The sequence below is a fragment of the Loktanella sp. PT4BL genome (assembly GCF_003201935.1).
Classification (GTDB): domain Bacteria; phylum Pseudomonadota; class Alphaproteobacteria; order Rhodobacterales; family Rhodobacteraceae; genus Yoonia.
On the sequence record NZ_QJJL01000001.1, the window covers coordinates 340,173 to 364,599 of the forward strand.

Annotated in this window: 18 protein-coding genes; 11 read left to right on the top strand and 7 right to left on the bottom strand. The window is 56.5% G+C overall.

Going from position 1 to position 24,427, the window contains the following annotated elements:
• Positions 1 to 30 precede the first annotated feature (30 nt).
• Positions 31 to 1,581 (top strand): GumC family protein, encoded by a 1,551-nt coding sequence (locus C7964_RS01650; protein WP_110277965.1) that lies wholly within the window; start codon positions 31 to 33, stop codon positions 1,579 to 1,581.
• 16 nt (positions 1,582 to 1,597) lie between these two features.
• Positions 1,598 to 2,470: a CpsD/CapB family tyrosine-protein kinase gene (locus C7964_RS01655; RefSeq protein ID WP_181417086.1), complete on the top strand. Its 873-nt coding sequence runs from the start codon at positions 1,598 to 1,600 to the stop codon at positions 2,468 to 2,470.
• 77 nt (positions 2,471 to 2,547) lie between these two features.
• Here C7964_RS01655 and C7964_RS01660 read toward each other — a convergent pair whose 3' ends face one another.
• From C7964_RS01660 to xrtD, 3 genes are all read right to left on the bottom strand, one after another.
• Positions 2,548 to 3,198 (bottom strand): VPLPA-CTERM sorting domain-containing protein, encoded by a 651-nt coding sequence (locus C7964_RS01660; RefSeq protein WP_110277967.1) that lies wholly within the window; start codon positions 3,196 to 3,198, stop codon positions 2,548 to 2,550.
• 221 nt (positions 3,199 to 3,419) lie between these two features.
• Positions 3,420 to 4,670, bottom strand: a complete 1,251-nt coding sequence (locus C7964_RS01665; protein WP_110277968.1) for a glycosyltransferase — start codon at positions 4,668 to 4,670, stop codon at positions 3,420 to 3,422.
• Complete coding sequence (xrtD, locus tag C7964_RS01670; protein ID WP_110277969.1) at positions 4,667 to 6,271, bottom strand: VPLPA-CTERM-specific exosortase XrtD; 1,605 nt, start codon at positions 6,269 to 6,271, stop codon at positions 4,667 to 4,669. Before xrtD ends, C7964_RS01665 begins: the two co-directional genes overlap by 4 nt.
• A gap of 391 nt (positions 6,272 to 6,662) precedes the next feature.
• Here xrtD and C7964_RS01675 point away from each other — a divergent pair, with 391 nt between their 5' ends.
• The gene (locus C7964_RS01675; RefSeq protein WP_110277970.1) at positions 6,663 to 7,502 is read left to right on the top strand and encodes a 2OG-Fe(II) oxygenase; all 840 of its coding nucleotides are present in this window, start codon (positions 6,663 to 6,665) and stop codon (positions 7,500 to 7,502) included.
• Positions 7,503 to 7,530: 28 nt separating this feature from the next.
• On the opposite strand, the gene C7964_RS01680 is transcribed toward C7964_RS01675, so the two are convergent.
• Positions 7,531 to 9,030, bottom strand: a complete 1,500-nt coding sequence (locus C7964_RS01680; RefSeq protein WP_110277971.1) for a hypothetical protein — start codon at positions 9,028 to 9,030, stop codon at positions 7,531 to 7,533.
• 410 nt (positions 9,031 to 9,440) lie between these two features.
• Here C7964_RS01680 and C7964_RS01685 point away from each other — a divergent pair, with 410 nt between their 5' ends.
• From C7964_RS01685 to C7964_RS01720, 8 genes are all read left to right on the top strand, one after another.
• Positions 9,441 to 10,844 (top strand): oligosaccharide flippase family protein, encoded by a 1,404-nt coding sequence (locus C7964_RS01685; protein ID WP_110277972.1) that lies wholly within the window; start codon positions 9,441 to 9,443, stop codon positions 10,842 to 10,844.
• A gap of 294 nt (positions 10,845 to 11,138) precedes the next feature.
• Positions 11,139 to 12,413, top strand: coding sequence for a glycosyltransferase family 4 protein (locus tag C7964_RS01690; protein ID WP_110277973.1), 1,275 nt, complete (start codon positions 11,139 to 11,141; stop codon positions 12,411 to 12,413).
• 325 nt (positions 12,414 to 12,738) lie between these two features.
• Entirely contained in the window at positions 12,739 to 13,305 is a 567-nt protein-coding gene (gene rfbC / locus C7964_RS01695) for a dTDP-4-dehydrorhamnose 3,5-epimerase (RefSeq protein WP_110278516.1), read from the top strand.
• The gene (gene rfbB, locus C7964_RS01700) at positions 13,302 to 14,339 is read left to right on the top strand and encodes a dTDP-glucose 4,6-dehydratase (RefSeq protein WP_110277974.1); all 1,038 of its coding nucleotides are present in this window, start codon (positions 13,302 to 13,304) and stop codon (positions 14,337 to 14,339) included. Before rfbC ends, rfbB begins: the two co-directional genes overlap by 4 nt.
• Positions 14,336 to 15,214 carry a dTDP-4-dehydrorhamnose reductase gene (rfbD, locus tag C7964_RS01705; protein WP_110277975.1) on the top strand — a complete coding sequence of 293 codons (879 nt, stop codon included), beginning with the start codon at positions 14,336 to 14,338 and terminating at the stop codon, positions 15,212 to 15,214. Before rfbB ends, rfbD begins: the two co-directional genes overlap by 4 nt.
• Positions 15,211 to 16,080, top strand: a complete 870-nt coding sequence (rfbA, locus tag C7964_RS01710; protein ID WP_110277976.1) for a glucose-1-phosphate thymidylyltransferase RfbA — start codon at positions 15,211 to 15,213, stop codon at positions 16,078 to 16,080. Before rfbD ends, rfbA begins: the two co-directional genes overlap by 4 nt.
• Complete coding sequence (locus C7964_RS01715) at positions 16,037 to 17,272, top strand: glycosyltransferase family 4 protein (RefSeq protein WP_110277977.1); 1,236 nt, start codon at positions 16,037 to 16,039, stop codon at positions 17,270 to 17,272. The genes rfbA and C7964_RS01715 overlap by 44 nt, the downstream gene beginning before the upstream one ends.
• 80 nt (positions 17,273 to 17,352) lie before the next feature.
• Positions 17,353 to 18,324 (top strand): glycosyltransferase family 2 protein, encoded by a 972-nt coding sequence (locus C7964_RS01720; protein ID WP_110277978.1) that lies wholly within the window; start codon positions 17,353 to 17,355, stop codon positions 18,322 to 18,324.
• A gap of 6 nt (positions 18,325 to 18,330) precedes the next feature.
• Here the strand turns inward: C7964_RS01720 and C7964_RS01725 are convergent, their stop codons facing one another.
• The 3 genes from C7964_RS01725 to C7964_RS01735 are packed head-to-tail and all read right to left on the bottom strand — an operon-like array spanning position 18,331 to position 24,426.
• Positions 18,331 to 19,257 (bottom strand): hypothetical protein, encoded by a 927-nt coding sequence (locus C7964_RS01725; RefSeq protein WP_110277979.1) that lies wholly within the window; start codon positions 19,255 to 19,257, stop codon positions 18,331 to 18,333.
• Positions 19,250 to 19,876, bottom strand: a complete 627-nt coding sequence (locus tag C7964_RS01730) for a 4'-phosphopantetheinyl transferase family protein (protein ID WP_110277980.1) — start codon at positions 19,874 to 19,876, stop codon at positions 19,250 to 19,252. Before C7964_RS01730 ends, C7964_RS01725 begins: the two co-directional genes overlap by 8 nt.
• On the bottom strand, positions 19,876 to 24,426 hold the full coding sequence (locus C7964_RS01735) for a MupA/Atu3671 family FMN-dependent luciferase-like monooxygenase (RefSeq protein ID WP_110277981.1): 4,551 nt from the start codon (positions 24,424 to 24,426) through the stop codon (positions 19,876 to 19,878). Before C7964_RS01735 ends, C7964_RS01730 begins: the two co-directional genes overlap by 1 nt.
• Position 24,427: the final 1 nt, after the last annotated feature.

The following is a 24,427-nucleotide window of genomic DNA, read 5'->3' on the forward strand; positions in this document are numbered from 1 at the left end:
TAATCTGGCCTCGAATGTGAATGGTAAACGATGGATCTTAAATTTTATCTGGCAATCTTTTGGAGACGCTTTCCGTATGTCCTGATCCTGCTGGCTCTCGGGACAGCAGCGGGGCTGACGGTGGCGCTGACCCAGAAACCGATTTACGTGGCCGAAGCCCGTTTGGTTGTCGAGTCACAACAGATCCCGGATGAACTTGCCGCATCCACTGTGCGCACTGATGCCGCCGAACAGTTGCAAATCATCCAACAGCGTATTTTCACGCGGGATAACCTGCTCGACATGGCGAACCGCCTTGGTGTCTACACCGAAACCGATGGTACCGAAGACCGTTTGCGTCCTGATGAAAAAGTGGAGGACATGAGCGCGCGGATCAACGTTGATCTTGGTGGCAGATCGGCGGCGATTATCGTGACGGTCAGCTTCGACGATCCGCTTCCAGACCGCGCGGCTGCGGTTGTAAACGAAATCGTCACCTTGATTCTGCAAGAGAACATCGAGATGCGCACGACGGTTTCGGGCCAGACACTCGACTTCTTTGCGCAAGAGACAGAGCAGTTGGAGCAGGAACTGTCCCAGATGCGTGGCCAGATTCTTGCTTTCCAAGAGGCCAATCTGGAAGCGTTGCCGGACAGCCTCGAGTTCCGCAGATCACAGCAAGCAGCGGCGCAGGAGCGTATTCTGGAGCTTGACCGAGAGCGGATACAACTGCGTGAACGTCGCGACCGCCTGGTGCAGCTCTTTGAACAGACCGGAGAAGTCGGCCTGCTCGGCGTTGCCGCGCGCACCCCTGAGGAAGCGGAACTACAGGAGTTGCTGGATGAACTGACGCGCGCTTCGGCACTGCTTTCGCCTGACAATCCGCGCATCGGAATTTTGCAGGCGCAAGTCGCTGCATTGGAAAGAATTGTCGCAGCCCAACAGGCTGCCGCGGGCAACGGGACACTTGATACTGAAGGCGCGCCTTTGACCCCTTTCGCATTGCAGCTTGCGGATCTTGAGGGTCAGATCGCCTTTATTGATGAGCAAAAGGCGCTCATTGAACAGAATCTTGAGGAGTTGTCGGCGTCTATCGCAGCGACACCCGGTAATGCGCTGACGCTGGCAACGCTTGAACGGAATTTTGAAAACCTGCGGACGCAATATGACCGTGCCGTGCAAAACCGTGCGATCGCGGAAGTGGGTGATACAATCGAGGCTTTGTCCAAAGGGCAGCGCATCACGGTCATTGAGCAAGCTATTGCGCCAACAAGTCCGTCACGACCAAACAGACGGTTGATTGCGGCGACTGGCGTCGCGGCAGGCCTTGGAATGGGATTCGGGTTGATCGTGTTGCTCGAGCTTCTGAATACTGCGGTCCGGCGCCCTGCTGATATTGTGAATGGTCTGCAGATTACGCCTTTCATGACGATGCCGTATATCCGCACACGTGGTCAGATCTGGCGGCGCCGGCTTCTTATTCTTGCTGCTCTGGCCGTCGTTTTCCTCGGGGTTCCTGCCGCGATCTGGTACATTGACGAGAATGTCCAGCCACTGCAGCCAATCTTTGACGAAGTGCTGCGTCGCGTCGGTTTGGACTAGGGTAGGGCGAGAAAAGATGGACAAGATACAAGCCGCAATCGCAAAAGCACGTGCTGCCCGCGAGGAAATTACAGGCGACGCAAAGGCGAGCCAACGGCATTCCTACATCGCCAGCAGGCGCCGGGCGCTGAACAAAGAACATGATGTCGCGATGGCTGACCGTGCTGCAATCTGGCAACCGCTTGCCACCTTTGCACCGCCGGCCAAGCAAATGGCAAAACATCGCGTCGTGACGTTCGAGACAGGGCCGCAATCGGATCAGGGCGTCATGGCTTTTGATAAACTCCGTACCAAGGTGTTGCAGGAGATGCGGATCAACGGATGGCGTCGTCTTGCGATTACGTCGCCAAGCGCGGATTGCGGGAAGACGACAGTCTCGATGAACCTTGCCTTCTCTTTGGCGAAACAGCCGGAGATTTTCACAGTCGTTGCGGAAATGGACATGCGGCGTCCGTCGATGGCTTCTATCTTTGGCCTGTCCGGCGAGACCGGTTTTTCAGCCGTGCTGGGCGGAGAGGCAGCGTTTGCCGACATCGCGAAACGTCCGCGCCCAAACGTGGCCTTCGGTCTGAATTATACACGCACGCGCAATCCTGCAGAGCTTTTGCAGAGTTCGTCCGTGGGCCGTGCTCTGGCTGATATTGAAGAGCAGTTCGCACCGGATCTGACAATCTTTGATATGCCGCCGATGTTAAGCAGTGACGATACGATGGCCTTTATGGGTCAGGTGGATTGCGTCCTGTTGGTTGCCGCCGCTGAAGCCACCTCGATCGGGGAAATCGACGTCTGTGAACGCGATCTGGCGTCACAGACAAATGTCATGGGTGTGCTGCTGAACAAGTGCCGGTACATGGACAAGGAGTCAGGTAACGTCGATGCCTATTACTGATCCCGCGGCTGGTGGATCAGTATAATAAAAAAGCCGGCTGAGAGCCGGCTTTTTCTTTTCCAATGGTATGCCTGTGCCTAGGCGGCGACGGCCTTGCGACGGCGTAGCACCAATGCGCCACCAAGTGCCGACAGCAAGAGCAAGCTACCTGCAGGCAACGGGACCGCTGCGACATCAATGCGCACTGCGATATCGTCAAAGTCACGGTCACCACGTGCGATATCGTCGAAAAGCACATAGAAGGCATTCGCGCTGATCGCCACAAAGCCCATTGCATAGTGGCGCGTTGCCTCATCGGCGACGCCATCGTTGTTGAACAGACCCGTCGCCCAGCTCGGGGCATAGGTTCCGAATGCAAAGTCGAGGAAACCGCTGACGGCCTGCGTGACGGTCACGGTTGCATTTGTCGCGGTGTAAGTGGGGCCGCGGTTGTCGAATACCTCTGTCCCCATGACGGCGGCATAATTGCTGTTGCCAGCTTCGGCGCCGAGATAAGTGTATGTGATTTGCGCCACACCACTCACAATATCGAGGAAAAGACCGTTTGATGCGTCCTTTTCGTAACCATCAATCATGTCGATTGTTGTGTTGTTCAAAGAGCCCAAGACGTCGTTGTTCGTGACAACATGTGTCTGACCTGTACCGTGCAAGCTCAGCGTCGCGGCACTTGCGGCCGTTGCTGTGAGCGCAACTGCTGTAATAACGCCAGCTAGAAAATTCTTGATCATCTGATCCACCATTCACCGTCAAAAACGCGTGACGATACCTATTAACATATCATTCACACTATAGCGCTTTTGGCGCGGGTGAGTGCAAGCGGAAAGTAAGGAAATATGGCGATTTCGCCTCGCTTTTTATGGATTGAGAGGTTTTTCCATGCGAAGGCGAACACATTCCCTCATGTCCGGCCTGATTGTGGTGTATTTCGAAACAAGGTTGCTTGCGACCGTTATTCTTGTTGTCGACTCAAGAACCGCTTTATCACCTCGGAACGGTGCGCAAATACGGTTTCATCGTCAAAAGGTTTGCCGTCTTCGCGTGCCCGTTTATTCAGCTCTACGAGTTGGTCACGATCGTTCGCCAGTTGAACTAGACGCTTTCCAAGTCCTTCAATGTCCCCAATCGGAACCAGATGTCCGCCACCAGCGTTATTGATGAGATCCGCTGCATAGGATCCGTCATATCCGATGATTGGCGTGCCTGCGATCAAGCTCTCGATCAGACAGCGCGGTGATTCCGGTGTCGTGTGGCAAAACAGGAAAATATGCGCGGCCTGCAGTCTCGCAGTGACTTGCGCCGGATCATCGACAAATCCATGCAAGGTAACCCGATCCATAAGGCTGTCGGCTTCCAACTGTGCTCTCAAGTCTGCAAGCATCGGTCCGTCGCCCAACCAGTGTGCTTTAAAATCAATACCTGCAACTGACAACTCTTTTAAGGCGGATGCCCAATGCAGGGGGCCCTTCATAGCAGTTGCCCTCCCAACATAGACTATGTTGAGTGGATCGGACCGCGCGCTGGCAATTTTGGCGTTGAAAGCATCATCTGTGATATGCGCATCCCGATTGACGTGGATATCATGCACAATGACGGGTTTTTTGCTGAAAGGTGCATAGGCGTCATAGGTTTGCTGACCATGGAATAGTCCAATGGTCGCGCGTTTGATCACGTACCGCTCCAGCATTGCCATGGGCCGATGAATGACCCGCTTCTTGATACGGCTTTTGAAGGAGCCAGCCCGAGAGAGCGATTCAACCCTCACGACTTCAGACTCGACGCGGTCTGTCCACACGGCGAACCGGCGGCCCATGGCATGAGCCTGAAGGCACGCCACCGCGCCCCAGTCGCCGACAAGGCCGCCAATGGCGAAGGACAGATAATCGGCGCCCTGGATTTCCTGGCGGATGGTATCGCGCGTGCTGTAGTAGACCTTGGCAAATCTGGAAAGCACCCATGCTGTCGGCAAGGGTACAATGTTCACGCGTGCCAGGTTTGGTCCGATATTCGCGGCCGGGATCCAGCCAACCGGCGCAGGCCCGTCTTGATGGGGCATCATCACTGTGACTTGGTCAAAGTTCTCTGCCCAAAGCCTTAGACCATTCGCCGCCTGTTTCTCGATAAACCAGCCCTCGGTCGTTCCATAGACTGACACAGGAGCGTAGATGAGCAAGCGGCCATTGTTCTGGGGTGTCTCGGTCATGTCTCTAATCCAGGCACAAATCGCGGCAGAACATTTACCGTTTCGCGGAACATGTCTTGCAAGCGGGCTTCTGCGTCGGCCTCGGTCTCACCCGACATGATCGGGGTTGTCAGGCGCACGAGCGCGCCATCCGTGCGGCCGATCATGATGCTGTCCCACAGCAGGTACATTTTCGCGGCAAAGTCCCAGGCGGTGTGCCGCCCGTGTTGTTCGAACCAGTAATAGACCAGCATCCGCGTCTGGTCTCTTTGAATGATGGCGCGGTTCAGATTGTAGGGCGCGGCAAAGCCCATTTGCGGCGCGATGTCGACACGATCCAGTTTTGCGATCTCCCAACCAGCGCCGGGCAAGCATATTTCGGGCGAATGGATGCCGCCTTGGGTTTGGTCTTCATACCATGCGATGAAGAGTTGCACCGGTGCAATCTGGGCGCCGCTGGTGAAATGGACCGACAGGTAATCATCCGCCGCCAGGTTCTCGGCGACATCGGGCGCAAGCACTTCCGGGATATCGCCGTCCCATGCGCCCAAACGCGCGGGGAAGACAGTAAAGGGTTCACGATCAACGGTGGTCGTTGCGGTTTGTGGTCGTGCCTCCCACGCGATTGCCCCCGCGCCAAGCAAGAGAGCCGAGAAGACCAGAGCGCGTGAGGGTGCGATGAAACGGATACGGGCGGCCTGTGCTGTCCAGCCAGAGGTGTCGAGGTCGAGCGCGTTGACAAGGCTCATGCGCGAGCCCGAAAAGCGCAACATCAACCAGGCGAGAAGAAACAGCAGGACCACGCAGATCATGAAGATGATCCAGCCTTCGAAGAAATGCGTGAAGCCTTCAAGGTATTCGAGGCCAACGTAGTTCACCAACCATCCCGCAAACGCAATTCTGACCGAGTTCATCACAATTGTTATGGGTACCGCCGCCAGCAACAGGACCGCCTTGTGCCAGAGGGACCCTTTGAACAGCACCGCAAAAACATAGGAAAACGACATGATTGGGAACAGGTAGCGCAGGCCGGAACAGGCCTCGGCGACGTGAAGTTTATAGACCGCCAGATCAATAATGTTGCCTTCCAGAAAGACAGGAACGCTGAGAAGTCGCAGCATCCAGACGCCCAACTCTGAAGAGAAGACCTGAAGCGACGTCGATACCTTGTAATAAATGACACCCGGCAGCGGCAGCATATAGACCAGATGCAACACAGGCGGCCAGAAATGCCTGCCTTGCTGCCACCCCCAGGAAATCAGCAGAAGCGCGCCAACCCAAAGGATGATCGCATAGGCGACGACTTCATTGATCTGGCTCAGCTTGCCGAGCACGCCAAGCGTGATCGCAAGGAGCATGAGCGCAATTCCGGGCCCACGGTCGGCAACCGGGGCAAGGTTGACAGGGATGCCCTTAAGCTGCCGCAGGAAGAGCAAGAGCGACAAGACCGGGATGAGTGGACCGTGGCTATATTCCGGAAGTCGCCAGGCGGTCAGCAAGGCATTGAAACCTTCATGAAAGAAGATCAGTCCAGCGATGAAGGTGAAAACCAGCCAGAAGACGCCTGTGTTCAGATAGGCTCCGAAAGTCGATGTGGGGATCTGGTCACGCACTAAAGCCATCGAGGTTACTTGTTACACTTTCTTTCGCTGACGGATCATCATCAGTTTACGCGGGTTTACTGCCGTATGATCCTAAGCGTACGCGAATAGTAATTTGAGTTCGAATCAAATATCCTCGGAAGGACGTGGTCACGATGCGATGCATGGTCTGACATATGTTCGCCATCCATCAAAGTCGCGACATTCAAAGACGCGAAAGCACCATAAAAAGCCCACATTTCCTTGGCATAAGCATGACTTGTAAAGCGCGCTCAGGGGCTGGATATATCATTATTCCTGAATTAGCGTTTGCGTATGTATGAGAGCTAGTACACCGAAAAACAGTGACGCACATTTTCAAAACGCGTGCTTTGATTTGTCCGGTGGCATTTAAGATAACAGGGAATAAGACATGTCGGTCTACAATCTTGATCCAGAAACGCTTAGCATAGAAGTGGATGCTGCACGGGCCGCCGCTGCGCCTCTTGCGAAAGAATACCAAAGCGGAAAACCCTACAACCACATCTGCATCGATAACTTTTTTCCGGAACAAGTGCTGCGGAGGGTTCAAGGGGATTTGCAGTCTTTGGAAGAAAACAAAGATAGCAGCACCTTTGAGCGGGCGCAGGAAAACCTGAAAACCCAGTATAACCCTGACCGGTTGCCCGCGTTCTCACGAGAGCTGTTCCATGCCCTTAATTCACGCCCCTTCTTGCTTTTTTTGGAGGAAATGACAGGGATCAAGGGCCTGATACCAGACCCGTATTTCATTGGTGCTGGTATTCACCGGGTGAGCAATGGCGGACATCTAGACATCCATGCGGACTTTAATCTGCACAAACAGATGTCCGTCGAACGACGGTTGAATGTCCTCATTTATCTAAACGACGACTGGCGCGAAGAGTGGGGTGGTTCTTTTGAGATTTGGGAGAACGACATGAGCGCCAAGGTGAAAAGTTTTGTCCCGATCTTTAACCGGATGTGCTGCTTTTCAACGGGTTCCAACACATTTCACGGTAACCCAGAAAAAGTGAACCATCCCGATGGTGAACCCCGACAGTCAATCGCCCTGTATTATTATACTGCGACTTGGGATCCGACACGAAAATCGCACTCCACAATTTTCAAACCGCGGCCAGGGTCGGAAGATCAAGAAGACCGTAGATCTCGGCGCCACGCCATCCTCGAGGATTGGTTGCCGCCGGCAGTGTATCGTAAGGTGATCTACCGGCTTACGCGATTCGGGTTCTGATCCTTTTGTACCGTTGCCGCTGTGCGGCCTATCGTCGGAGACGGTCCGTTTCAGGCCGCACTCTTTCTACTTGCTTGAGCGTATGCCTGTTGTACGGCCGTTGCTCGGGGGCGCGCCGCGTATATTTTGGTCGATTGTTCCGTGCCTCGTTGCTGCTTTCCGTCGCAGGCGCTTCATTTTCGGCATGATTGGTCTGAAGTGAACTGGCCAAGAGTAGTCCAGTCAGCAACCAAGTCATTGTTGTGATGGATGAGTTCGGCAGCAATTCGAGCAGGTTGACTGCCAGCAACAAAGATGTGCCGTATATGACGGTTTGTTCGTCGGAAGCCAGTTGTCGGCGGTGCCACCACAACCGGAATAGTGGCAGTGTAAGCAAGCCGAAGACGGCAATGTAACCAGCCCATCCCATTATGCCTATAACAATAATCCATTCGCCGTCGGTAATTGTGATAGCGCGGCCAGTAAAGGCGTCGTATATGAGGTTCCGCCCCCAAGACCCCCAACCAAAGACAGCGCGATCTGCCGCATGATCCAAGAGGACCGTTTCGTTATCAAAGCGGAACTGAAGTGATTGTGCACGATCTTCATGGACCAAAGCTGCCAAGCTGACCATTGTATCGGTCGGAACGTAGTCTGCTGAACGCAGTATTGGATAGCTCAACACAAAGATCGTGCAAGCCAAGATAGCCCAGCTTTGCATTGTGCGGCTCGCAAATAGAATGACGGGAAGAAACAAGGCGGCGAGAACCATCACGCCGACTGTTTTACAAAGGAGCAGAATAACAAGCAGATATACGATCGCTATGGCATAGAGCGTTCGGGTTTTGGAGGATGATACCCGCCATAGTACAGCGGTTGATAAGAGTGCTATCAGGGCAAAAAATGCGGTTAAAAGGCCATGCCCCATGAAGACTACAGGGCGGAAGCCTCCAAAACGCATTTGTTGGCTAAATCTCTCTTCACCAAACCCGTAAAAACCGTAAATCCAATTACTAAGCTGTGGCGACAATCTGACTTCCAGCAGCATAGGTATCGAGTAGACCAGCGCACCAATAAGGTAAGCGCTCAAGAAATTGATTCTAGCCGGATGTGTCGACAACAAATTGAATGCAAGAATAAAGGGGATCAGCGTGATCGCATTGCCAATCGAAGTCGAGACTGCGTCGCGTATTGACATGCCGGGAATAAAAACTTCCCCGAAGATGATCGGTTCGCGGTTACTGATCAAGGTCGCGAACGGGCTAAAGACAAATAAGATCATGAGAATGGATGCGACTGCAGAGGACGGCAGTAGTCGTATGCGCTGCTTTACCATCGTCATACAAAGCAACAGACCGACAAGGCTTGGAATCGAAAACTTGTCCAGACTAGGGATGACCGGGAGGTCGATGTATGCACCTGTTGGTAACAACATGAACGCGCCCAAGAACGACCAGATCAGCGCACGATCGGGTGTCAGTTTCTTAAACAGCCCGATCATAACCAATGGCCACATTAAGAGCACTGCGTAGGCAAGAATATTGGGCATATTATCAATCGGTGAGGACAGTTGAGCGTCGTCAGCCTACCATGCCTTCTACGGAAATGTCCCTCTTGAAGTTGCTTCATTGCTTATTTGTGCAAATGGAAAGGACTCAGAGGGAGCGCTCCTCGCTTTCGCTTTTTTCGCAGGTATTCTCGCTTCTTGCATATTTTTTTGTTGCACATCTCTGGGATCGACGAGGTCAAACGCGCGCAATATCATGATACACACCCTGTTGTGTTTGCAGGTGGTTTTCGGTTTTCGGCTCTTAAAGGTTATGCCGTCAAAATAAGTTTGAATGAGTTTTCAGTAGGGATGACAGTCTTGGCAAAAGGTAACAGCGATATTTCCCACAAGACATATCGTTCGGCAACTGCCGGAGTGAGAATTGAGCGGGTGTTCGCATTGGCAGTGCAATGTCTAGGCTGAGCCGGTTCTTGTCACGCCGGCTGTCCGATTGCGATGAGCTGACACGCAAGATATTTGCATCGGCTGCCCTATCAACGATGGTCTTTTCCGTGCAGGTCATTAGTAGAATACTCTCTACGATTGTTCTGACGCGGATTTTGTCTCCAGAGATTTTCGGTGTATTCGCGGTTGTTTTGATGTTCATCTTCATCCTCGAACAATTCACGGATATTGGCGTGCGTTCGCTTATTCTGACCAAGGAAGACGACCTGGATGATGGTTTCCTGCGGTCTTGCTGGACCGCCCAAATCCTTCGTGGAATACTTATCTTTCTCGTCTGCGGTTTGCTTGCGATTGGACTGAGCTTGATGCAGGAGGCAGGGTATTTTCCGCCGAACTCAAGCTATGCTGATAAGGCACTGCCTTATGCTGTTGCGGCGATTGGCGGGGCCGGAATAATTGCAGGTTTCGCATCTCCGGCAAAATTTATCTACGAGCGAGAGATGAAGTTTCGCCAGATCAGCTTTGAGACGTTGTTCATCACGGCCTTTACTGTTGTGGTGACAATTGTTTTTGCGCTCTGGTTGCATAATGTCTGGGCGCTGGTTTTGGGTAATCTTGCGAGTTCGGTCGTTGTTGTCATCCTAAGCTATACCATGTTCACAGGTCCGAAGATGCGTCTGAATTGGAGCTTGTCAGATTTTCAGTTGATTATGGTCCGCGGGAAATGGATCATCAGCCACTCTGCTTTGGGCGCTGTCGTGTCCGTTGCTGATCGCTTAATCCTTGGTTTTGCGATGTCGGCAAGTTCCTTTGGCTTTTACTATATTGCTCGCCAGATCGTAGATCTGGTTGGGTTGTTTCTTAACGCTGTTCATGGGCAGATGGGTTTACAGGTCTTCACTGCGCTTCAAAAGGACGGTGATGCCGCGCAACTGCAGACGCGCTATTATAGCTACCGTTTGTTGTTCGATGGACTTGCGATGTTCGCAGCCGGGGCGTTCCTGACTTTCGCGCCTACCTTGGTCGAAATCGTCTATGATGATCGCTATGCAAATGTTGCAGGGATGATCCAGATTTTGGCGCTGGGCCTGATTCTGATCGGTCCGGGTCTGCTTCGAGAGGCATTTAGCGCGGAACGCCGTTTTCGGGAAATGACCATGTTGAGTCTAATTCGTGCGGCTTCAATCTGGGTCGGTCTCGCTGTTGCGATATTTGTGTTCGGGTCGACGACAGGAGCTTTGTTTGTTGTTGCTTTGCACCGGATTCCAGAGACCTTCGTACTCTTGGTGAAGGGGCGGACCGAGCGTTGGGTGTCTTGGTGGTCTGAAATCAGACTGATGCCCCTTGTCGCAGTTGGTGCCGCTGTCGGTTGGGGGCTGGCTGAATTGTGGCAAGTCGTTGCGTCGTGAGGCGAGCGCAGACTGAATCGTCGCAAGGCCTCTCTTGTCCTTTGAATAAAAGGAATGTCGCTCATATGTGTCTTTTCTGATTACCTGCCAAGAAACGTTCCATTACTTGTCCGCCAAGATCCACCTTGGAACACGACTTCTCGAGGCCTCGTTAATATAATCCCAAACATGCAGCGAGCGAAACTGGCAGGGCCCACCAGACCATGCTAGTCTTCTCAAATGGGTGTTCTGGACGAAGTCGAACGGGAACCAGCAACTTTTTAAGTATTTTGACTTAGGTTCAGAAAGAGGAAAATGGGCAAGATACCGTTTGTTGAGGCATTGGATACGGATATAGAACCAGATCATCCGTTGAAGATCGCGATCTACGTCTCATCATGGCCACCCGGGCGTGTAGCATCTGGTATCGTGACATACACGGAGCAACTCGTTTCAATGCTGCGGGCATCTGGCCATGAAGTGTATATCCTGAGCCCAGGAGTGCATGAGCCGGACCCGTTTACTATCGACCTCGAACAGATTCAGCCCTCTTTGCTTTTGCGGATTTGGCTCAAGTTGAAGATTAGGTTTACTTCTATACCGGCAGGGGGCGTATGGCATGCCGCCCGAATTAGCGCGGCGTTGAGTCAACTGGTCAGGGAAAAAGGTGTTGAGGTTCTCGAGATTGAAGAGTCCTTTGGAATGAGCCTTCAAATCTCACAGAGGAACATAGTGCCTGTAATTGTCCGTTTGCACGGACCGTTCTTCTTAACGGGAGTTTTTGATGACCCCGACACTGCGATGGCTTTTAACAACGGCCGCGTCACGCGTGAAGGATTGGCGATCCAGGCGGCCACTTACATAACTGCGCCAAGTGCTGCCACACTACAGGCCGTCATGCAGCACTATGATCTTTCGTTAGAAAATAGTGTGGCTATTCCAAACCCAATCATAGCGGCAAATGAAGACGAGATTTGGCAGATCGACCAATGCGACCGGAACAAGATGCTTTTCGTTGGACGGTTCGATAGCCTCAAGGGCGGGGATTTGGCGTTGGAGACCTTTGCCAGATTGGCCGAGCTAAACCCTGATCTGACCCTGACATTCATTGGACCGGATCACGGCGTTCAATCCGGGAGTGGAACTTTGCACTTTGAAGAGTTCTTTAGGCAAAAGTTCCCAGAGGAACTCCGAAAACGCGTCGATTACCGCGGTCAAATGAGCCATTCAGATCTTATGGCGGTACGGACAAGTCATTACCTGACGCTCATTGCCACGCAGTTTGAGACTATGGGCTATATGTTGCTTGAGGCGATGTCTTTGGGTTGCCCAACAGTCGCAACAGCTGTGGGGGGTATTGGTGAGGTTATCCAGACCGAACGCAACGGGCTCCTGGTCCCTAGTCAGGATGTTGATGCGATGGTCGCGGCCTGCCAGCGCTTGCTTGAGGATCCGGAACTTGCCGCCCGCCTTGGTCGTCAAGCCTGGATGGATTGTACCGAACGCTACAGCCCAGAAGCTGTGGCGACTCAGACCGTCGATAGCTACAAGGCGGCCATTGAGTTGTTTCAAGCGAAACGCATCTATTGACCACGTTGTTCTCGCTGCGGGCTATGGAGCATTGCCGTGCGCTCTCGATACCAGAAGCACGCATTCAGTGACTTGCTGCATGCCAGAAAAGGAAATCCAGTGTTTGCTAAGCAGAGAATCTTCGGAATTTTGTCTGGATTAGCTGGCGCCTTGGCGGTGTGGGCACCTTCAGGTGTTGAGGCAGCTCATTGCTTTGGACGTTCGCGTTTCGCGCTCCTATACTCTGGAGTACAGCGTAGTATGGTGCGGATCATTGTTGTAAACGTGCCTGCCGACAAAGACGTCTTTTGCAAAGTGCACAGTATGAGTTTTGGAAATCTGCTACATGTTAAATGAAACCAATCTACCTACCGTCATGGAGATCACCCCACGCCGCTTTGTCGACAGCCGTGGCCATTTTAGCGAAACCTATAACGCAGACACGCTGGCCCAGCACGGGATCACCACCCAGTTTGTGCAGGATAACCAGTCCTATAGCCGCGATATCGGCACCGTTCGCGGCTTGCATTTTCAAGCGCCACCTTCTGCGCAAGCGAAACTTATCCGCGTTTTGCAAGGCGCGATCTGGGACGTAGCTGTCGATATCCGCAAGGGTTCTCCCACCTATGGCCAGTGGGTCGGGTGCGCATTGTCCGCTGAGAAAGGTAATCAGTTGTTCATTCCCGAAGGCTTCCTGCACGGTTTTGTCACCCGCACAGCCGATTGTATTGTCGCCTATAAGTGCTCGGCGACCTATGCGCCCGCTACAGAAGGGTCTGTCCGCTTTGACGATCCCGATCTCGCGATTGATTGGGGGATAGATGTGCAAGACGCCGTGCTCTCCGACAAAGATGCAGCGGCGCCCAGCTTTGCCGGCTTTACATCACCCTTCACCTATAAGGATGCGACATGAAAATTCTTGTCACCGGTGGCGCAGGTTTTATCGGGTCGGCCGTCGTGCGGCAGGCGGTGGCGGAGGGGCATAGCGTTGTCAATCTGGATGCGCTGACCTATGCCGCTTGTCTGGCCAATGTCGCCAGTGTCGCGGACAGCCCGCTTTATGCGTTCGAACAGGCCGATATCTGTGACCGTGCGGCGGTGGACAATATTCTGGCCCGGCACCGCCCCGACGCGATCATGCATCTTGCCGCGGAATCCCATGTAGACCGTTCAATCGACGGGCCAGGTGCATTTATCCAGACCAATATCACCGGCACCTACACACTGCTCGAGGCCGCGCGCAGCTATTGGGACGCAGAAGGCAGACCCGATACATTCCGCTTTCACCACATCTCTACGGATGAGGTTTACGGCTCGCTTGGTGCCGACGGGCAATTCACCGAAGACACACCCTATGATCCGCGCAGCCCCTATTCCGCTTCCAAAGCCGCCAGCGACCATCTGGTGCGCGCTTGGGCGGAAACCTATGGCCTGCCTGTTGTCCTGACCAATTGTTCCAACAATTACGGCCCCTATCATTTCCCCGAAAAGCTCATCCCTGTCGTGATCCTGAACGCGCTGCACGGCAAACCGATCCCGGTGTATGGCAAAGGCGAAAACGTGCGCGACTGGCTTTATGTCGAAGATCATGCCGATGCTTTGCTGACGGTGCTGACGCGCGGACAAGTGGGCCGCAGCTATAACATCGGCGGCGAGAACGAGGCGCGGAATATTGATCTTGTGACGATGATTTGCGCCCTGCTCGACCAACACCGCCCCGAGGCCGTCCCTCATGCCGATCTGATCACTTATGTCACCGACCGTCCGGGCCATGACCTGCGCTATGCGATTGACCCCACACGCATCCGCACGGAACTTGGCTGGCGGCCATCCGTCACGCTCGAAGAAGGTCTGGCCAGAACTGTCGCATGGTATCTTGATAATCCTGACTGGTGGCAGCCACTTCTGGACCGTGAAGGTGTTGGCGCGCGATTGGGCAAGGCATGAAGGTATTGGTTTTCGGCAGAACCGGCCAAGTCGCCCGCGCGCTGATCGCCGAGGGCCCTGCTGCGGAGGTCGAGATCACCGCGCTCGGGCGCGATGCCGCCGACCTGACGAACCCTGCCGCCTGTGCCGCGATGATTGCTGCCAGTGACGCCGATGCTGTCATCAACGCGGCCGCCTATACCGCCGTAGATGCCGCCGAGGCCGACGAAGCGACAGCCCGGATCGTTAACGCTGATGCCCCCACCGCAATGGCGCAGGCCTGTGCCGCCAAGAATATCCCCTTCGTGCATATCTCGACCGACTATGTCTTTGACGGCAGCGCAGGTGCTGCGTGGCGACCCACCGACCCGACCGGCCCGCTTGGTGCTTACGGGCGGACCAAGCTGACGGGCGAGAAAGGTGTTGCCGCCGCTGGTGGTACCTTTGCCATCCTCCGCACGGCATGGGTCTTTGATGCGGACGGCAAAAATTTCGTCACCACCATGTTGCGGCTCTCAGAGACACGCGATGCGCTGACAGTCGTGGCCGACCAGATCGGCGGCCCGACACCCGCCGATGCCATCGCCGCTGCCTGCTTGACCATCGCCAAGACCTTGGCCGCAGGACAGAGGGCCAGCGGCATCTATCATTTCAGCGGCGCACCCGATGTGTCATGGGCCGACTTCGCGCGCGCGATCTTTGACATCGCAGACCGCGATGTGACTGTCACCGATATCACAACCGCAGACTATCCGACCCCCGCCAAACGCCCCGCCAATTCACGGCTGGATTGCACCGGCACCCTCGACACATTTGGCATCGCACGCCCTGATTGGCGCAGCGCACTGGCAAGAATGCTGACGCAACAGACCTTATCGCGTAGGACAAAGTTATGAGCACACGAAAAGGACTAATCCTCGCAGGCGGCACCGGTTCGCGGCTTTGGCCGATCACGCAAGGTCTGTCCAAGCAACTGATGCCGATCTACGACAAGCCGATGATCTATTACCCGCTTTCAGTGCTGATGCTGACCGGTATCCGCGAGATCGGGATCATCACGACACCGCAGGATCAGGCGCAGTTCCAGCACCTGCTTGGCGATGGCACGCAATGGGGCGTAGAGATCACATGGCTGGTCCAGCAAAGCCCCGACGGTCTGGCACAGGCCTATCTGATTGCCGAGGGTTTTCTCGACGGATGCCCCTCGGCCATGGTTCTGGGGGACAACATCTTTTTCGGCCACGGCCTGCCGGAACTGCTCGCCAGCGCGGATGCGCAGACGGATGGTGGCACGGTCTTTGGCTACCGCGTGGCTGATCCCCAGCGATATGGCGTGGTTGGGATGGATGAAACCGGGCGTGTGACCCGGATCATCGAAAAGCCGGATGTGCCGCCTTCCAACTACGCGGTGACAGGGCTTTATTTCCTCGATGGCACCGCCCCTGAACGCGCACGCACCATCAAGCCCAGCGCGCGTGGAGAGCTGGAAATCGTGAGCTTGCTGGAAAGCTATCTGGCCGAGGGCACGCTGAAGGTCGAGACCATGGGGCGCGGCTATGCGTGGCTTGATACCGGCACCCACGGCAGCCTGCTTGATGCCGCCAATTTCGTGCGCACCCTGCAAAGCCGGCAAGGGATGCAAACCGGATGCCCTGAAGAGATCGCCTATGGCGCTGGCTGGATCACTGATGCGGAACTGATTGCGCTGGCAGATCGCTATGCCAAGACAGAATATGGTGCCTATCTGCGCGGGCTGCTCTGATATGGGCATTGCCTATCTGATGAACACCTATCCCATCACGTCGACCACCTTTGTCCGGCGCGAGATTCACGCGCATGAGGCGGCTGGCGTGCCAGTTGCCCGCTTTGCGATCCGCGACTGGGCCGAAGTACCCGTCGATCCGCGTGACCGTGACGAGGTTGGCAAGACGACCTACATCCTCAAACAGGGCGCCTTGGCGCTGGCGGGGCGGACCGTGACCGAGATCGTCACCAACCCGATCGGTTTTGTCCGCGCGGCAAAGACAATGCTGCATCTGGCCACACGTCCAGGCAGCACGGGGCTCCGGAACGTGGCCTATCTGGTCGAGGCCGTTTTTTTCAAGCAGGCCGCCAAAGCAAAAAATATCCATCACGTGCATGCGCATTTCTCGACCAATTCGGCGGCGGTGGCATTGCTTGCGCGCCGGATGGGCGGACCCAGCTACAGTTTCACAGCCCATGGTCCAGATGAATTCGACGATCCGGCTGCCAATGGCCTGCCGATGAAAGTGGCACATGCCGCCTTTGTGGCCGCGATCACCGATTATGCGCGTGATGTGATCCTGACAGCGACGGGCGGAACCGGTGCGGACAAAGTGCATGTGGTGCGCTGCGGGATTGATCTCGACGAATTCGAACTGACCCCGCCACCGGAAAACGCGCGCATTGTCTGTGTCGGCCGCCTGTGTCCGGCAAAAGCGCAGGCCCTGCTGGTCGAGGCGGTGGCGCCTCTGGTCAAAGACTTTCCGACCCTCGAACTGGTCTTTATCGGCGATGGTGAAGACCGCACATCCATCGAAAAGCGTGTTGCAGAATTGGGCCTCGAGAACCATGTGACACTGGCCGGTTGGGGCACCGGTGATGAAGTCCGCGCCGCAATTCAGGGCGCGCGCATTTTTGCCTTGCCCAGTTTCGCCGAAGGCCTGCCCATCGTCTTGATGGAAAGCCTCGCAATGGGGCGTGCGGTGGTCACCACGCGGATCACGGGAATACCCGAACTGGTGGATGAAGAAGTCGGCTGGATCGTCAAAGCAGGCGATGTGCAAGCCCTGCAAGCCGCGGTGGCACAGGCGCTCTCGGCGGATACGGCAACACTGGCAGCAATGGGCGCGACAGGCCGTGCGCGCGTTGCAAAAGCCCATGATCAGACACAGAATGCAGCAAAGCTGCGCAGGTTTTTCCCTGACGGCTAAGGTGCCCTACTATCGCCAGATTGCGCGGGCATGGAGACACCGATGACACCACTTTCGCAAACCACCGGAACGCACAGCGCATGACAGACACAGCCGACATTGCCGTGGTCGTGATTGGGCGCAACGAGGGTGCGCGCCTGGTGGCCAGCCTTGCATCGCTGCAGGGGGTCGTGCCGCGCATCGTTTATGTGGATAGCGGGTCAACCGATAACAGCCTGCAGGCCGCACGCGATGCCGGCGCACAGGTGGTCGAACTGGACCTCAGCGTGCCTTTCACCGCCGCAAGGGCGCGCAACGCGGGTTTTGCGGCCCTCGATCCCGTGCCGGAATTTGTCCAGTTCATTGACGGTGATTGCATGGTTGAACCGGGCTGGATCGAGCGCGGACTTGCAGCACTTGCCGCACATGATGACATGGGCATCGTCACCGGTTGGCGTTCAGAGTTATACCCCGATGCCAGCGTCTACAACGGACTGGCCGATTTCGAATGGCACAGACCTGCGGGTGATATTGACGTTTGCGGTGGTGATATGCTCGTCCGTTCGGCCGTCTTTCTTGAGGTCAACGGTTTCAACCCCGGAATCATTGCCGGAGAGGATGAAGAGTTCTGCATCCGTGTCGGTAAAGCAGGATGGCGGTTGCATCGTCTGCCTGAGAAGATGACGAAACACGATGCGGATATGATGCGCTTTGGACAGTGGTGGCAGAGGGCGGTGCGCGCGGGGCACGCCTTTACCCAAGTGAGCAGGTTGCACCCTGAATATGCACGGCGCACCCGCATCCGCATTTTGGTTTTCGGCGCAATCCTTCCGCTTGTTGCCTGTGTGGGTTTCATCTTTGCACCGTGGCTGCTGGTGCCGGTCGCCTTGCTCTATCTTTTGTCCTACGTCCGCACCGTCCGCGGTTTGCAAGCCGAAGGGTTGGCTGCGGACAAGGCCCGCCATCAGGCTGTTTTCCTCAGCCTGTCCAAAGTGCCCAATGTCATCGGCATGCTGACTTATTTCTGGCGACGGTTTCGCAACAAGGACATGGTGCTGATCGAATATAAATAGATCAGGTCAGCTTCGCACCCCCGTGCGGGGCAGGGATGTCACGACATCCCAGACGACGTTTTGCATCAGACGCGCGGCCTCTGCGCCCGGATCATCCGCAGCTGTGCCATCTGCGCGCAATAGCTGGTGCGGCAGCCCGACAGGGCTTTGCTGATAGAGCACCGCATAATGCGTCAGCGCCATCAGATAGGCGCCATAGTCGTTGAAGTGGATGTCATCGCTGAACAGATCTTCATGGCTGGCCAAAGGCCCCACCGGTCCCTGTGCTTCCAAGGCGCGCGCGAAAGCGGCCATGACCTGACCACCGGGGATAAGGTACACCGGTTGCGGGGTCTCGGCCCGTGCAAGTGCCGGTCGCAGAATGGCATCTTCCCAGTATAGACCCAAATCCTGATCAAGACGTGTCAGCCAACCGGTCTCATCATTCAACTGGTGCCATGTCTCATAGAGATAGACTGGCAGACCGCGGGCCTGGGCCATGTCGGTCCAGCGATAAACATAGGTTGGGCTGTCAAAATACCTGATCGCATCCTTGATCTCGACCATCTCGGTCAAAACAAGCGCATCATAATCGCCGGACTCCACCGCTTCGTGTGCATCACGGTATTTTTCATGCGCGTTTTCCTCGGCGAAACCGTTGATCGCAACATCCGGTTCCCAGTGCGATTTCAGCGTCGCGCCCCATCCCAACTGGCTAGTATAGTCATGCCCCTCACCCGCCAATTGGGCGAGCATCGCAGGCATATCACGGCCCACAAGACTATGGCCGATGTGGAAGACCTGCCGCAGGCCATCAGGCTTTGGGGCGGGTTCTGCGTAAAGCGCTTCAAAGGTGTCTTTATCAAGTGGCGCAGGATCGCGCGCATAGAGGCCAAGTGCGGCCAAGACAGCGAGGGCGGGTGCAATAACAAATAACGCGATACGTTTAAACATAGGCAACAGATAGGATCAGACCGCCTTCGATCAAGATCGCACCTTTCATGTTTGCAAGGGTGGGATCACCAACAACACGAAATGCGCCGTCGGTCATATCAAGCGTCACCGCGTCAAACCCGATGACCTTGCCGGTCAGCGGGTATTGGGCCTTATAAACAGCTTCTTTGGCACTGAAGATCATCTTTGCGGCAAGGCCCGGATCAGGTTCACCCGCAAGCCACGCGCGCTCTGCCGTGGTGCAGATGACCGCGAACAGATCGGGGGCGAGTGGCGTAGCCGGTTCAATATCGACGCCAAGCGTTTGATGGTCTTCCTTCAAGGCGACAACGGATACGCAGCAGGCGTCGCAATGGGCGATCGATCCTGACACCCCAGATGGCCAGATGGGTGCGCGATCAGGACCCTGCGGGATCGCGGCGGGCGCAAACCCGATCTCGGCCATTGCAGCACGCGCGGCACAGCGCCCTGCGGCAAATTCGGTGCGGCGTTTCGGGACGGCGCGGGCGACTGCGGCGGCCTCTTCATCCCAAAGCGCGGCGTCTTGGGCCGGATCAGTTACACCGATCCCGGCATGGGGGCCAAGCATTTGCCGCAGAGCCGCCCTTACGCCTTCCATCAGCGATTGCGCCTGCGCTCACGCATTTCACGGCGGCGGGCCATCGCGTCTTGGAGGGGGTCGCCGGTGGGTTGTGCAGCCGCAGGTGCCACCGCTGGCGGCGGCGTTTCGGCAGCGGGTTGCGGTGGTGCGGGCTTTGCGCCGACCTTTTGTGCCACGATCTTTGCCAACGCACCCAAGGTGGGCGCGCGGAAAATATCGGTGATCGACAGTTTCTGCACACCCATCGACGCGCGAATTTCACGGTGAACCTGCACTGCCAGCAGGGAATGCCCGCCAAGATCAAAGAAGCTGTCTTTCGCCCCGATTTGCGGCACACCAAGTGTCGCAGACCAGATCGCGGCGATCCTGTCGCTGATCTCGGCCTCTGATCCCAAATCAACGGGGGCCGGAGACACCGCAGGTGCCGCGACCGGCGCAGGTGCAGCGGGGGCCTGCCCAAGGGTGGGCGCCGGCAACGCCTTGCGGTCGATCTTCTTGTTGGGCGTCAAGGGAAAGGCATCCAGCGTCATGAAATGGCGCGGCACCATGTAGTCCGGCAGGGATTGCAGCATCTCTTTGCGCAACGCGGCCTCGTCCACCTTGCCATCGGCCAACAGATAGCCAACCAGTTGCACCACCCCAGGCGTGTCTTCGCGCGCCACGACCACGGATTGCTGAACCGCCTCATGCCGATCGATCACGCTTTCGATTTCGCCCAGTTCCACGCGGTACCCTCGCAGTTTGACCTGAAAATCAGCGCGCCCCAGAAAATCAAGCCGCCCATCAGGCCGCCAGCGCGCCAGATCACCGGTGCGATACATCCGCCCTTCGGCAAAGGGGTTGGGCAGGAAGCGTTCGGCAGTCAGTTCATCACGCTGGAAATAGCCACGCGTCACACCTGCGCCGCCGATATAGAGCTCGCCCGGCACACCAATCGGCACAGGCTGCATGGCATCATCCAGCACATAAACCTGCGTATTTGCGATAGGTGTTCCGATGGGCACCGCACCCTGTCCCGCTTGCGCGGTCTGGGTGGTTGACCAGATCGTCGTTTCTGTCGGCCCATACATGTTTTCGACATGCCCGCCTGTGATCTGGCGCAGCTCATCGGCCAGCGCACTCGGCAGGGCCTCGCCCCCGACCATCATGTGTTTGATCCCCGACAGGGCTGCGCGCGCCTCGTCGTTCATCGTCAGCATTTGCGCCATGGAGGGGGTGCATTGCAGATGGGTGACTTTATGGCGGGCAATCTGGGCCGCGATGGAATAATCGCCCTGTGCGACCTCCTGATTGCTGGCCGCCACAACCTTTGCCAGCGGCTTCAACCCCTCCAGCACAAGGTCCACGTCAATGCCGTAATCAATCAGGCAGGCCACCTCGGTGACGCCAATGGCCTTGACCTCTTTGACGCGTTCAATCGCATCCTCGACCGTGCCGAACAGCCCGCTGTCGTTGAAATAGCGCTCGAAGGCGAATTCCAGAATGCCGTCCATCTCGTCTTCGTCGAGCGAGCCGAGATCAATCTGCATCGGGTTTTCGACACCCTTGGGTTTCTTGAACGCGGGAAAGGCCCACGCATATTGCTTGATCAGACCAGCAGCCGCACGCAGGTAGTCCTTCATCGGCTCACGCGCGATTTCGCGGGCGTGGTCGCGGGTGTCGGACAGGAAGCTGTGCAGCATCAAGGTGACGGTGAAATCGTCGGGGTTGTGGCCCGCCGCGCGCAATGCATCATGATAGATCACGATCTTTTCGGCCACTTCGCCCACGCTCTGCCCCAAGAGATGGGTCAGCACGTTGCAACCGTTGGTCCCCGCCTCTTTCCACGTTTCGGGGTTGCCAGCGGTCGTGACCCAAACATTGAGTTTCTTTGAAACAGGGCGCGGCTGCGTGACGACACCGTGCATTTCGCCGTTCGCACGCGGGAATTCCACGGTTTCACCGGCCCAAAGTTTGCGCAAATCGCGGATCGCATCAAACATCGCGGGTTTGTTCTTGGGCGGCGTGTTTTCGGGCCGCAGCACAAAATCATCGGGCTGCCAGCCAGAGGCAATGGCAAGCCCGGTGCGCCCGTTTGTCAGGTTATCAATCACCGCCCATTCTTCGGCGATCCGTGCCGTGTGATGCAGAGGTGCCACGCAAGACCCCGCCCGCACCGCGAGATTTTGGGTCACGGCAGCAACGGCGGCACCCGTCACAGACGGGTTCGGGTAAGGCCCACCAAAAGCGTGGAAATGGCGTTCAGGCGTCCAGACCGCACAGAATCCGTTTTTGTCGGCGAATTGCGCGCCTTCCAGAAGCGACCTGTACTTGTCGCGCCCGATCCCGTCATCATTGCCCCAGTAAAACAGACTGAAATCCATGCCGACACCCGGCGCGCTGCCTTCCCCTGCGACCAGTGCACGGCTTTCGTCGCCCGAGATTACAAGCTTGAACCCCCGCGCGAGGGTCCAGAACAGCTCCAGCACCGAAATATCAAACGACAGCGATGTGACCGCCATCCATACACCGGGCGGATCATGCGCAATGCGGTCGTCCATGCCGGTAAAGAAATTCGCAACATTGCGGTGTTCGACCATCACGCCTTTCGGCTTACCGGTCGAGCCTGAGGTATAGATCATATAGGCCAGATGCGCGCCGGTGACGCCGCTGTCAGGATTGCCCGTCTCGGTACCTGCGGGCAAGGCATCAACCAGCACGGTTTCGGCATCGGATGGTGGCAGATCGGCGGCAAGGGCGCTGTCGGTCACGATCACCTTCGTGCCGCTGTCTGCGATAAAATGGGCTGTCCGGTCGGCGGGATAGGCAGGGTCCATCGGCAGATAGGCACCGCCCGCTTTCATGATAGCCAAGGCCCCGATCAAAAGCGCGGAGGAACGCCGCAGGTGTAGACCAACAATCGCGTCAGGGCCAACGCCTTTGGCGCGCAGCACATGAGCCAGCGCATTGGCGCGGGTGTTCAGTTCCGCATAGGTCAGGCTTTCGCCCTCAAAGGCCAGTGCCTCGGCATCGGGGGTGCGGGCGACCTGCGCCTCGAAGGCCTGATGGATGCACAGGTCGGCAGGGTAGTCCGTGGCGGTCGCGTTCCAGTCATAAAGAACGGTCTGCCGCTCTGCCTCGGACAGGATCGTGGGGGCCTCGCCCTTGGCGATCTGTGCTGCCATATGATCAAGGCGCGCGGCCATCAGTCGGGCGGTTGCCGCGCTCATCTTGCCCGTATCGGCGTAGAGCGTGTTCCCCGCCACTGTCAGGGCGGTCCCGTTGATGTGGCCTTGTGACGACAGCCCCAAGGCAGGCATCGCCACGCCACCGGGAATTCGGGCACAAAGATCGGCGGCAAATGGGCCACGGGCGGCGGCTGAATCAAAATCATCGTCCGCGCCAACGGGCACCCAGTCATTCAGATAGCCGGGGTAGTCATGTACGACACCGAGCGCCAGCGTGACAGGATCATCTGACAACGCGGCCCCAAACGCCCCAAGCGCGCGAGCCAAATCAGCGGCATCGCCCGTCAACGGCAGGCTGATAACCTCGCCTTCACCCGCGCCCATGTCGATCAGCGGCAGGTTGGCAGGGGTCATCGCCGCAAGCGCTTTGCGCCATGTCCCCTCGTGTTTCAGTGTGGCTTTGAGCGCTGCGGTCAGCGCCGCGCCTTCTTCGGGTGTCAGCTTTGGCAGCACATCGCCAACTTGCGCAACATCTGCGACAGCGACAGCGCGCCCCACCGCATCGCGCAACCCCCGCAGGGTGACAGGCGCGGTGCCAGTTGCAACGGTGAGACTGTCATCGCCCACGGCCATCACCGTGCCGGGTGCCGCATCAGACGTGGTTTTTTCGGCAACTGCCTTGGCAACAAGAAACACACCTGCATCCGTCGCGATCTTGGGGCAGGTCAGCGGGTTCCAATAGTCACCGTGGTCCAGCGCATGCACCAGCGTCGTGATCTTGCGCGCAGTTTGGGTGAAATCCAGACGTGCGGCGTTGGCTGGCCTGTCATTCTTGGCGAAATAGGTGCGCTGCGTCAGGTCTTGTGCTGTCACGACGGGGGCGTCACTGGCCAGCTTGTCGATCACCGTGGCGAAACTGTCGATCGCGGCGGCATAGCATTTTGCATTCAGCGTCAGAACGTTTTCATCGGGGGCCACATCAAAAAAGCTTTGCGCCAGCAGCCTGCCTTCATCCACGCCGCCTTCGATCAAATGCCAGCTGATGCCGTACTCGGCCTCACCCGCCAAGAGCGCCCAAACCGGTGCATTCAAACCCGCATAGCGTGGCAATGGGCCATCATGGAAATTTGCCACCCCGCGCGCGGGCAGGGCCAGCACGGCATCGGGGATCATATCAAGGTTGGCGATGGATAAGAGCCAGTCAAAAGATAGGTCCGACAGGGCCGGCACCAGATCATCGTCAGAGGACACAACCGGCAGGCCCGCATCCCGCGCCCATGCGGCCACATCCGTGTTACGCGTCACAACGGCAACAAGCGTATGGCCCGCATCACGCAGCATCTCGCCGCATTGAATGGCAAGGGATTCGTTTCCGATGATGACCGCGCGAAATGTGGACATG

Excerpts from the sequence above, each read along its gene's own strand:
- C7964_RS01650 (WP_110277965.1), top strand. The coding sequence starts at position 31 with ATGGATCTTAAATTTTATCTGGCAATCTTTTGGAGACGCTTTCCGTAT.
- C7964_RS01655 (WP_181417086.1), top strand. The coding sequence starts at position 1,598 with ATGGACAAGATACAAGCCGCAATCGCAAAAGCACGTGCTGCCCGCGAG.
- C7964_RS01660 (WP_110277967.1), bottom strand. The coding sequence starts at position 3,198 with ATGATCAAGAATTTTCTAGCTGGCGTTATTACAGCAGTTGCGCTCACA.
- C7964_RS01665 (WP_110277968.1), bottom strand. The coding sequence starts at position 4,670 with ATGACCGAGACACCCCAGAACAATGGCCGCTTGCTCATCTACGCTCCT.
- xrtD (WP_110277969.1), bottom strand. The coding sequence starts at position 6,271 with ATGGCTTTAGTGCGTGACCAGATCCCCACATCGACTTTCGGAGCCTAT.
- C7964_RS01675 (WP_110277970.1), top strand. The coding sequence starts at position 6,663 with ATGTCGGTCTACAATCTTGATCCAGAAACGCTTAGCATAGAAGTGGAT.
- C7964_RS01680 (WP_110277971.1), bottom strand. The coding sequence starts at position 9,030 with ATGCCCAATATTCTTGCCTACGCAGTGCTCTTAATGTGGCCATTGGTT.
- C7964_RS01685 (WP_110277972.1), top strand. The coding sequence starts at position 9,441 with ATGTCTAGGCTGAGCCGGTTCTTGTCACGCCGGCTGTCCGATTGCGAT.
- C7964_RS01690 (WP_110277973.1), top strand. The coding sequence starts at position 11,139 with ATGGGCAAGATACCGTTTGTTGAGGCATTGGATACGGATATAGAACCA.
- rfbC (WP_110278516.1), top strand. The coding sequence starts at position 12,739 with ATGTTAAATGAAACCAATCTACCTACCGTCATGGAGATCACCCCACGC.
- rfbB (WP_110277974.1), top strand. The coding sequence starts at position 13,302 with ATGAAAATTCTTGTCACCGGTGGCGCAGGTTTTATCGGGTCGGCCGTC.
- rfbD (WP_110277975.1), top strand. The coding sequence starts at position 14,336 with ATGAAGGTATTGGTTTTCGGCAGAACCGGCCAAGTCGCCCGCGCGCTG.
- rfbA (WP_110277976.1), top strand. The coding sequence starts at position 15,211 with ATGAGCACACGAAAAGGACTAATCCTCGCAGGCGGCACCGGTTCGCGG.
- C7964_RS01715 (WP_110277977.1), top strand. The coding sequence starts at position 16,037 with ATGCCAAGACAGAATATGGTGCCTATCTGCGCGGGCTGCTCTGATATG.
- C7964_RS01720 (WP_110277978.1), top strand. The coding sequence starts at position 17,353 with ATGACAGACACAGCCGACATTGCCGTGGTCGTGATTGGGCGCAACGAG.
- C7964_RS01725 (WP_110277979.1), bottom strand. The coding sequence starts at position 19,257 with ATGTTTAAACGTATCGCGTTATTTGTTATTGCACCCGCCCTCGCTGTC.
- C7964_RS01730 (WP_110277980.1), bottom strand. The coding sequence starts at position 19,876 with ATGGAAGGCGTAAGGGCGGCTCTGCGGCAAATGCTTGGCCCCCATGCC.
- C7964_RS01735 (WP_110277981.1), bottom strand. The coding sequence starts at position 24,426 with ATGTCCACATTTCGCGCGGTCATCATCGGAAACGAATCCCTTGCCATT.